This is a genomic window from Dactylosporangium siamense (assembly GCF_016862795.1).
Taxonomy (GTDB): domain Bacteria; phylum Actinomycetota; class Actinomycetes; order Mycobacteriales; family Micromonosporaceae; genus Dactylosporangium; species Dactylosporangium siamense.
Window position 1 is genome coordinate 1 of sequence record NZ_BONQ01000080.1, and the last position, 8,628, is coordinate 8,628.

Consider the following 8,628-nt stretch of genomic DNA (forward strand, 5'->3'; position numbering starts at 1 on the left):
TTTTGCATCGACATTGGACCATCCTCCCCGTCAGAGAACCACCATACGACGGGCACCGGACCAGGTGGCACACGGCCACCCGCCGGTGCCGGCGGCGGCGAGCAGGGCGGATCGCCGGTGGTCGGTTGCGCGGTAGATGCGGGCCGGAGTGGGCAGTGGAGGCGCTGCCCGTTCGGCACCACGGAGGAGTTGACATGGAAGACCTGAAGCTCGAGATCGTCGTCCTGCCGGTCTCGGACGTCGACCGTACCAAGGCGTTCTTCAACAGGATCGGCTTCCGGGAGAACGCCGACTTCTCCGGCGAGGGTGGGTTCCGGGTCGTTCAGGTCACCCCGCCCGGCTCGACCGCGTCCATCATCTTCGGCAGCCGGGTCACGGACGCGGTGCCGGGCTCCACGCACGGCGTGTACCTGGTCGTCGACGACATCGTCAAAGCCCAGAAGGACCTCGCGACCCAGGGCGTGGAGGTGAGCGAGGTGTTCCACGACGCCGGAGGCGTGTTCCACCACGCCGGCACCGAGGGGCGGGTGCCCGGGCCGGACCCGGAGCGGCAGTCCTACGCGTCGTTCGCGACGTTCACCGACCCGGACGGCAACATGTTCGTGCTGCAGGAGGTGACCCGGCGGCTGCCGGGGCGGGTCGAGCACGCCATCTACCACTCGGCGGCCGAGCTCGAACACGCCCTGCGGGAGGCCGCGGCGGCACACGGCCGGCACGAGAAGGAGATCGGCCGCGAGGATCCGGACTGGCCGACCTGGTACGCCGCGTACATGGCGAAGGCGGCCGGACTCGGCGCCTGACCCACCCGGTTCAGCGCAGGGCGGCGGCGAGCTCGCGGCGTGAGGTGATGCCCAGCTTGGCGAAGACCTTGCGCAGGTGCCACTCGACCGTGCGCGGGCTCAGGAACAGCGCGGCGCCGATCTCCGGGTTGGTCTGCCCCGCGACCGCCAGCCGGGCGATCTGCGTCTCCTGCGCCGTGAGCTCGTCCGACGGGCCCTCGGACCGCTTGCGGACCGTCTCGCCGGTGGCGGCCAGCTCCCGCGCGGCCCGCCCGGCGAACGCGCCGGCGCCCATGCCGGCCAGGGCGTCGTGCGCGGCGCGCAGCTCGGCACGGGCGTCGGCGCGCCGTCCCTCGCGGCGCAGCCACTCGCCGTGCTGCAGCCGGGCCCGGGCCGTGAGCAGGCCGAGGCCGGCCGCGTCGCACCGCGCGACGGCCTCCTGGTAGTGCGCCTCGGCCCGTTGCGGCGCGGCGGTCAGCGCGTCGGCGAGCGCGAGGACGCCGAGGCTCCAGTCGGTCCCGGCGGCCGTGGCCAGTTCGGCGAGCCGATCGCGGGCGCCGGTGGCGACGGTGGGTTCGCCCGCCCGTGCCGCCGCCTCCACCAGCTCGGGAAGCGCCCTCCCGGCCAGGGCCAGCTCGGCGCCGTCGGCTGCCTGCCGGGCGGCGTGCAGGGCGGCCGGGGCGTTGCCGGTGCCGTTGTGCAGCACGGCCCTGGCCAGCCAGGTCTGCCCGAGCAGGATGCCCTCACCGCGCGCCTCGGCGTCGGCGGCCGCATCCTCGATGCGCCGTAACGCCTCGGGTTCGGGATCGCGGTACGCGGCGAGCGTGAGCGACGCGTCCGGCGGCAGCGGCACCCCGGTGGCGGACGCGAGGGCCGCACCCTCGGCGAGCACGTCGGCCGCGTCGGCGAACCTGCCCATCAGCAGCAGCGTGCCGGCGTGGAAGGTGAGCGCCGCGGGCAGCAGCGACAGCGCGCCGGTCGCCCGGGCGAAGCCGACCGCCTGCCCGCTGAGCCGGTGGGCGGTGCCGGCCTGGAACACCTCGTGCGCCGCGGGCGCGGCCAGCCACAGCAGGTCCAGGTCGCGGGCCGGGTCGATCGCGTCCAGGGCCAGTCGCAGGTCCGCAGCGGCCGGGGCGGGCCCGTCCAGCGCCCAGGTCACCAGCCCGGTGAGCAGCCGTCCCGTGGCGTCGGTCCCGGCCGGCACGCCCCGCGCCGCCTCCGCCGCCCGGTGCAGGTCGTCGCCGCCGAGCCGGCCGGCGTGCACGGCCGCGCCGACCGCCGCCAGGTACGTCTCCCGCGCCGCCCCCGAGTCAAGCTCCTCGAGCCGGCGGGCGGCGGCCAGCAGCGGCGGCCCGGCCGCGCGGCCCGGGTTGAGCGCGAGCGCGGCCTGTGCGCGCAGCCGCTCCGCGCCGGCCTGCTGCAGCGGGTCGAGCGGGCCGAGCTCGGCGGCGGCCACCAGGTCCTGCACGAGTGCGGCCGCGCCCGCGTCGAGCCGGGCTCTCGCCGCGGCCAGCAGCACCGCGGAACGGTGCTTCGGGTCCCGGGTCAGCTCGGCGGCGCGCTCGAGGAACGCGGCGGCCGCCGCCCGGCCGCCGCGGGCGAGGGCGCGGTCCGCGGAGCGTTCGAGCTCGCCGGCCACGTCCTCGTCGGCGTCCGCGGCGGCGTGCGCCCGGTGCCACGCGCGCCGGTCGGGGTCGAGGTCGGGGTCGGTGACGTCGGCCAGGGCGCGGTGCACGTCCCGCAGCGTGGCCGGGTCCGCGGCCCGCCAGGCGGCGGAGCGGACGAGGGGGTGGCGGAACCGCACCAACGCGCCGATGTCGACCAGGCCGGCCGCCTGCGCCGGTGCGGCCGCGTCCATGCCGACGCCGAGCCGTCCGGCGGCCCGCCACAGCAGGGCCACGTCTCCGACCGGTTCGACGGCGGCGGCGAGCAGCAGCAGGCGGGTGTCCGCCGGCAGCGCGGCGATGCGCCGCCGGAACCCCTCCTCGACCTGACCGGCCAGCGGCACCGTCCCGCCCGCGCCGAACCCCTGACCGGCCGGCGGTGCCGTGTCAGCCGCCGCACCGCCCGCGCCGAACCCCTGACTGGCCGGCGGTGCCGTGTCAGCTGCCGCACCGCCCGCGCCGAACCCCTGACCGGCCTGGTCCGCCGGGCCCGGTGTCGCGCCGGACAACGGACCGGCTGGGTCAGCCGGGCCGCGTTCCTGCCCCTGAGGTGGCGCCGCACCGGCTGGCGACATCGGGGCGAACAACGGGGCGAACAACGCCGCGTCGAGCGTCTCTCCGGCCGGGGGCAGCGGGCCGGGGGCGCCGAAACCGAACGCCAGCTCGGCCGGCGTCGAGCCGCGGGGCAGCTCCAGCAGGGCCAGGGGGTTGCCGTGGGTCTCCGCGACGATCCGGTCCCGGATGCGGTCGTCGACCGGCCCCGGCAGCACCGAGTCCAGCAACGCCCGCGCGTCCGCGGTGGGCAGCCCGTCCACTCGGAGCTCCGGCAGGCCCGCCAGGAACCGGTCGCCGCCGGGGCTGCGGGCCGCGAACACCAGGGCCACGGACTCCGCGTCGACGCGCCGGGCGACGAACGTGAGGATGACCTCGGACATCCGGTCCAGCCACTGCACGTCGTCCACGACGCACACCAGCGGCCGCTCCGCCGCGGCCTCGGCGAGCAGGCCGAGGACGGCGAGCCCGACCAGCAGCGCCTCCGGTGGATCCCCGGCGCTGAGCCCGAGCCCGGTGGCGAGCGCGGCGCGCTGCGGCTCCGGCAGTGCGCCGAGGTGACCGAGCAGCGGCGCGCACAGCTGCTGCAGCGCCGAATACGCGATCTCGGTCTCCGGCTCGACCCCGGCGGCCCGGGCGACGCGGACGGTGGAGGAGGCGCCGGTCAGGTGCTCCAGCAGGGCGCTCTTGCCGATCCCGGCCTCACCGCGCAGGACCAGGACCCGGCTGTGCCCGGCCCGCACGTCGCGCAGCAGCCGATCGAGCGCCTCCCGCTCGCGCCGCCGGCCGCGCAGCTCAGGCCGGTTGGTGTTCGCCCGCACGTTGGTTCCTCCCCGCGCGGCGAGCCTACACCGAGCCACGGCGCAGACCGGTGGGTACCAGCGTCGAAGCAGCGATCTCCCCGCCGCCGCGCTTGACCGAAGGAGCGCCGTGGTCGTCCACGCGACCACCCAGCGCCTTCGATCAAGCGGCCAAGATCGTCAGACCTTCGCACGGGTCATGCGGCGCCCCGATTCGGGCGATGTGTCCGAAGTCCATGAAGCCGCTTGCGCGAAGCCATCTCGGCGTTGCGGCGCTCCACGTCGACCCGGCAGTGGTTACACGGTGAGGCGGGCGGTCAGGTCCGCGGCGCCGTCGCCCGACACACCGGGCAGCGCGGTCAGCCGACCGCACACCAGCAGCAGCAGCGCGCCGATCGGGGCCCGGACCTCGGGCCCGGTCCCGGCCGACCAGGTCACGTCCGTGGCGACCAGCCGAAACCCGGCCAGCTTGCGGGCCGACGGCAGCGGCGGTGGCCACCGCATCGACAGCACCCGCGTGGTCGCGACGGCCGCGGCGTCCGGCGCGAGGTCGAAGGGCCGGCCGAGCGGGACGGCGATGTCCTGGCTGTGCACCAGGATGTCGATCAGCGCCTCCAGCTGCGTGACGCCGAGGTTGTGCCGTCGGTTTCCGTTGGTGCGGCGAAGCTCCGCGACGATCTCGCCCGTGCTGAGCGTGGTGGCGCGGGCGCGGGCGGCCTGCTGCGTGGCGCGGTCCATGTTGCCGCGCCAGTGCCGCATGACGCCGAGCGCGTCGCGGAAGCCGAGCTGCTGCAGCGTCAGGTGCGCGGCGACGTCGCGGACCGTCCAGCCCTCGCACAGCGACGGCTGCCGCCACTCGTCGTCGGACAGGGTCTCCAGCAGGTCGGTGATTGCGGCCCGTTGGGTGTGGATCGCGGACCAGATCTGGTCGTCGTTCATGGTGCCGGAACCTCCGCGGTGCGGGGACGGATGACGGTGGTGACGAGCGCGGTGATCTGGGCGGTCGGGTCGAACGCCGGGTCGGGCACGGCGAGCTGGTGCAGGACGAGGCCGGTCCAGTGGTTCATGATGATCGGCGCGTCGTGGCCGGGGTCGGTGGAGCCGGCGGTGCGCATCCAGTTCAGGAAGTAGGCGTTGACCCGGCCGCCGGTGGCCAGCAGCTGCGCGCGCAGCGCGGGTTGGATGCCGGCCTGGACGAGGATGGCGTAGCGGGACAGGGTCAGGGTGCGGTGCGTGGTGGTCGCCTCGTGCGCGAGCGCCGTGAGGGCCTGCGCGAACTCCTGCGGGGTGGTCGGCGCCAGTCGCGACGCGACGTCCTCCCAGACGGCGCGCTCGCGGGCGGCGAAGCGCTCCACCACCGCGTCGAGCAGCGCGTCGCGGGTGCGGAAGTGGTTGGACGTGGAGCCGGCCGGCAGTCCTGCGGCGGCGTCCACCGCGCGGTGTGTGAGGGCATGGATGCCGCGCTCGCCGAGCACCGTGATCGCCGCGTCCAGCAGTTGCTCGCGTCGGTTCGCCATACCCCGATACTACGATAGTAGTGCGGAAGACTGCAATCGTAGTGACCCTTGAACTGTCCGGGCGCTTCTGGCATCGTCGGCATCGATGTGAGCGCTAACTCGACAAGCCGGGATACCGCCTAAAGCCCGGGCGTGTGAGCGTTAACACCCAAGCCCGAGAGGACCCACACCCCATGGCTCATCCCAGCGTCAGCCGCCGCCGGCTGCTGCAGACCACCGGTGCCGTCGCGGCCGCCTCCGCCGCGGCGCCCCTGCTCAACACAGCGACCCCCGCCTCCGCCGCCGTGGCCCCGGCGCGCACCGACATCGGCGTGTCCGCCCACGCGTTCGACCTCGGCCAGGTGCGGCTGAGCACCGGCCGCTGGCTGGACAACCAGAACCGGACCCTGGCCTACCTGCGCTTCGTCGACGTCAACCGGCTGCTCTACAACTTCCGGGCCAACCACCGGCTGTCCACGAACGGCGCCGCCGCCACCGGCGGCTGGGACGCACCCACCTTCCCGTTCCGCACCCACATGCAGGGCCACCTGCTGACCGCGTGGGCCCAGGCCTACGCCGTGCTCGGCGACACCACCTGCCGGGACAAGGCCACCGCCATGGTCGCCGGCCTGGCCGCCTGCCAGGCCAACAACGCCGCCGCCGGCTTCAGCACCGGCTACCTGTCCGGCTTCCCGGAGTCCGACTTCACCGCGCTGGAGGGCGGCACCCTCAGCAACGGCAACGTCCCCTGGTACTGCATCCACAAGACCCTGGCCGGCCTGCTGGACGTGTGGCGGCTCATCGGCAGCACCCAGGCCCGCGACGTGCTGCTCGCCCTCGCCGGCTGGGTCGACTGGCGCACCGGCCGGCTCAGCGCCGGCCAGCAGCAGACCACGCTCAACGTCGAGTTCGGCGGCATGAACGCCGTGCTGACCGACCTGTACCAGCAGACCGGCGACAGCCGCTGGCTCACCGCCGCGCAGCGCTTCGACCACGCGGCCGTGTTCAACCCCCTCGCGTCCAACTCCGACCAGCTCAACGGGCTGCACGCCAACACCCAGGTGCCGAAGTGGATCGGCGCGGTCCGTGAGTACAAGGCGACCGGCACCACCCGCTACCGCGACATCGCCGCGAACGCCTGGAGCATCACCACCGCCGCGCACACGTACGTCATCGGCGGCAACAGCCAGGCCGAGCACTTCCGGGCGGCCAACGCGATCGCCGCGTACCTGACCGACGACACGTGCGAGCAGTGCAACACCTACAACATGCTGAAGCTGACGCGCGAGCTGTGGCTGCTGGACCCGAACAACGCCGCCTACTTCGACTTCTACGAGCGGGCCCTGCTCAACCACCTGATCGGCGCGCAGAACCCGGCCGACAGCCACGGCCACATCACCTACTTCATGTCGCTGAAGCCCGGCGGCCGGCGCGGCGTCGGCCCGGCGTGGGGCGGCGGCACCTGGAGCACCGACTACGACAGCTTCTGGTGCTGCCAGGGCACCGGCGTGGAGACCAACACGAAGCTGATGGACTCCGTCTACTTCTACAACGGCACCACGCTGACCGTGAACCTGTTCGTGCCGTCGGTGCTGACCTGGTCGCAGCGCGGGATCACGGTCACGCAGAGCACCACGTTTCCGGTCAGCGACACCACCACGCTGCAGGTGACCGGCAGCGTCGGCGGCTCCTGGACCATGCGCGTCCGCATCCCCGCGTGGACCACCGGCGCGACCGTCAGCGTCAACGGCACCGTGCAGGGCATCGCGACCACCCCCGGGACGTATGCGACCCTGACCCGCTCCTGGGCCTCTGGCGACACCGTCACCGTCCGGCTGCCCATGCAGGTCGCCGTGCGGCCCGCCAACGACAACGCCAACGTCGTCGCCGTCACCTACGGCCCCGTCGTCCTGGCCGGCAACTACGGCAACACGACCCTGTCCGCGCTGCCGGCGCTGACCACGTCCTCGGTCACCCGGACCGGCACCGGCTCGCTCGCCTTCACCGCCACCGCCAACGGCGCCACGGTCGCCCTCAACCCGTTCCAGGACGCGCACGGCTACAACACCACCGTCTACTGGAGCGCCAACGGCCAGGGCGGCGGCACCGGCGTCGCCAACTACCGGCTCGCCAACGTGGCCAGCGGCCTCGTCCTCGGCGTGCAGGACATGTCCACCGCCGACGGCGGCCTGGCGTTGCAGTGGACCGACAGCGGCACCGCCGACCACAACTGGGAGCTCGTCGTCGACGGCGCCGCGGTCCGCCTGCGCAACCTCAACTCCGGCAAGGTCCTCGGCGTGCAGAACATGTCCACCGCGGACAACGCCGTGGTCCTGCAGTGGACCGACAACGGCACCGCCGACCACCGCTGGACCCTCGTCGACAACGGCGACGGCGGCCACAAGATCCGCAACGGCAACAGCGGCAAGCTCCTCGCCATCGCGGGCAACTCCACCGCCAACGGCGCGCAGGCCGTCCAGGCCCCCGACGACGGCAGCGCCGACAACCTGTGGCGCTTCATCCCCAACGGCACGCGCCGCATCCAGAACCTCGGCAGCGGCCTCGTCCTCGGCGTGACGAACATGTCCACCGTCACTGGCGCCCTGGTCCTGCAGTGGGGCGACACCGGCACCGCCGACCACCTGTGGACCGCCGTGGTCGACTCCGGCGGGTACCTCCGGCTGCGCAACGCCAACAGCGGCCTGGTCCTCGGCGTGGAGAACGCGGGCACCGCCAACGGCGCGCGTGCCGTCCAGCTCGCCGACATCTCCTCCGCCGACCGGCGCTGGCGGCTGCGGGCCGGGGCGAACGGCTACTTCCGCATCCAGTCCGCGAACGGCGGGCGGGTCCTCGGCGTCAGCGGCGCCTCCACCGCCCAGGGCGCCCAGGTGTTGATCTGGGACGACAACGGCACCAACGACCACCTCTGGCGGTTCGTGTAGGTGTGGTTTGTGATTCGCGTGGGTCGGGAAGTACCTCCGCGAACCGCAACACCCCCCGGTACTTGGAGGCACCAGATGACTGTCGGCGGCATCATCTCCGCGATCGTCGTGGGCTTGATCATCGGCGCGCTGGGGCGCCTGGTCGTGCCCGGCAAGCAGCACATCCCGATCTGGCTGACCATCGTCATCGGCATCGTCGCCGCGCTGATCGGCACCGCCATCGCCCGTGGGGCCGGCTGGGCCGACACCGCCGGCGTGGACTGGATCGAGATCGCCATCCAGGTCGTCCTGGCCGCGATCGGCGTCTGGGGGGTGGCCGGCTTCTACGGCCGCAGCAGGGTGTAGCGGCGATCCACGAACTTCACGACGCAGCGGCGGCGCGGGCCATTCGGCCC

Annotated in this window: 6 protein-coding genes; 3 read left to right on the forward strand and 3 right to left on the reverse strand. The window is 73.9% G+C overall.

Going from position 1 to position 8,628, the window contains the following annotated elements; all coding sequences use genetic code 11:
* The first annotated feature begins 194 nt into the window (after positions 1-194).
* A complete protein-coding gene (locus Dsi01nite_RS25410) occupies positions 195-800 on the forward strand; it encodes a VOC family protein (protein WP_203848765.1) in 606 nt (201 codons plus the stop codon).
* A 10-nt stretch (positions 801-810) separates the two neighbouring features.
* Here Dsi01nite_RS25410 and Dsi01nite_RS25415 read toward each other — a convergent pair whose 3' ends face one another.
* The 3 genes from Dsi01nite_RS25415 to Dsi01nite_RS25430 all read right to left on the reverse strand — a co-directional run bounded on the left by Dsi01nite_RS25415 (position 811) and on the right by Dsi01nite_RS25430 (position 5,312).
* Positions 811-3,816 (reverse strand): helix-turn-helix transcriptional regulator, encoded by a 3,006-nt coding sequence (locus tag Dsi01nite_RS25415; protein ID WP_239136162.1) that lies wholly within the window; start codon positions 3,814-3,816, stop codon positions 811-813.
* A 276-nt stretch (positions 3,817-4,092) separates the two neighbouring features.
* The gene (locus tag Dsi01nite_RS25425) at positions 4,093-4,734 is read right to left on the reverse strand and encodes a maleylpyruvate isomerase family mycothiol-dependent enzyme (RefSeq protein WP_203848766.1); all 642 of its coding nucleotides are present in this window, start codon (positions 4,732-4,734) and stop codon (positions 4,093-4,095) included.
* Complete coding sequence (locus tag Dsi01nite_RS25430; RefSeq protein ID WP_203848767.1) at positions 4,731-5,312, reverse strand: TetR/AcrR family transcriptional regulator; 582 nt, start codon at positions 5,310-5,312, stop codon at positions 4,731-4,733. Before Dsi01nite_RS25430 ends, Dsi01nite_RS25425 begins: the two co-directional genes overlap by 4 nt.
* 173 nt (positions 5,313-5,485) lie before the next feature.
* On the opposite strand from Dsi01nite_RS25430, the gene Dsi01nite_RS25435 reads away from it, so the two are divergent.
* Positions 5,486-8,233 carry a beta-L-arabinofuranosidase domain-containing protein gene (locus Dsi01nite_RS25435; RefSeq protein WP_203848768.1) on the forward strand — a complete coding sequence of 916 codons (2,748 nt, stop codon included), beginning with the start codon at positions 5,486-5,488 and terminating at the stop codon, positions 8,231-8,233.
* Between the two features lie 75 nt (positions 8,234-8,308).
* Positions 8,309-8,578: a GlsB/YeaQ/YmgE family stress response membrane protein gene (locus Dsi01nite_RS25440; RefSeq protein WP_203848769.1), complete on the forward strand. Its 270-nt coding sequence runs from the start codon at positions 8,309-8,311 to the stop codon at positions 8,576-8,578.
* Positions 8,579-8,628 lie beyond the last annotated feature (50 nt).

Coding starts and splice junctions, on each gene's coding strand:
- Dsi01nite_RS25435 (WP_203848768.1), top strand. CDS start 5,486: ATGGCTCATCCCAGCGTCAGCCGCCGCCGGCTGCTGCAGACCACCGGT.
- Dsi01nite_RS25430 (WP_203848767.1), bottom strand. CDS start 5,312: ATGGCGAACCGACGCGAGCAACTGCTGGACGCGGCGATCACGGTGCTC.
- Dsi01nite_RS25425 (WP_203848766.1), bottom strand. CDS start 4,734: ATGAACGACGACCAGATCTGGTCCGCGATCCACACCCAACGGGCCGCA.
- Dsi01nite_RS25440 (WP_203848769.1), top strand. CDS start 8,309: ATGACTGTCGGCGGCATCATCTCCGCGATCGTCGTGGGCTTGATCATC.
- Dsi01nite_RS25410 (WP_203848765.1), top strand. CDS start 195: ATGGAAGACCTGAAGCTCGAGATCGTCGTCCTGCCGGTCTCGGACGTC.